At 56.3% G+C, this 739-nt stretch carries 1 protein-coding gene; it reads left to right on the top strand.

The window, feature by feature from the left end; translation table 11 throughout:
- The first annotated feature begins 242 nt into the window (after positions 1 to 242).
- The gene (locus tag NW856_RS13625; protein ID WP_414400687.1) at positions 243 to 641 is read left to right on the top strand and encodes a hypothetical protein; all 399 of its coding nucleotides are present in this window, start codon (positions 243 to 245) and stop codon (positions 639 to 641) included.
- Positions 642 to 739 lie beyond the last annotated feature (98 nt).

Genomic DNA, 739 nt, shown 5'->3' with positions numbered 1-739 from the left:
TTCAGCAGTGTTCAGCGTAAATGTATCAGCACGAACTGCTGGAATCGATTGTGGAGCGCCTGAACAGCGGCGAGATCCGCGCCGTCGATTAAACCCTGTCTTCAGGTTGAGATTGCCCTCAAGACTTTGGAGAACTAGACTCCAGTCTGTCCTCGAACGCCGGGTATTCTGCTTGTATCCTTGGGCTCATCCCGTCGGGTGGATCGCCTAGAATAATCCACAACCCACCTCTTTCTGCTGCCATGAGTTCTCGCTCTTCAGATTGGTTCACGCGGGCTCGCCACATTTTTTACGGCACGGCCACCGCTCTGGTGGAGATCCTGCAAGACCCGGAAAAGCGCACCGAAAACCTCAACCGCCTTTCGATGGACTTGGGACAACTGGCGGCGGAGCTGGAGCAAAAGGGAGAGTTGATCGAGCAGGAGGCAATTCGTTACGTTGAGAGTCTCAGGGATCCAGCCGCCAACGCCCCCTCGGCAAGTCCTGACTCTGAAGCGCCTGTCGAGAATGCTCCCCCGACACCAGCTTCCTCCCCCAACAAGCCGGCTATCTCCAGAGAAGAGATGGCTGAGTTGATGGAGCTGATCCATCAGATTGAGTCCTTGCGCCTGGATTTGGAGCGGTTGCGCACCTCGTCCTGAGTCCTGTGCGGTTCGATATCCTTACCCTTTTCCCCGAATTTTTTGAAACGCCGCTGCGCATTGGGCTGGTGGGCAAAGCCCTACAGCAGGGGATCGCC

The sequence above is a fragment of the Synechococcus sp. R3-13 genome, assembly GCF_047462195.1.
Lineage (GTDB): Bacteria > Cyanobacteriota > Cyanobacteriia > Thermostichales > Thermostichaceae > Thermostichus.
The sequence above is the reverse complement of the archived record's forward strand: the minus strand, read 5'-3'. Positions and strand labels throughout refer to the sequence as shown.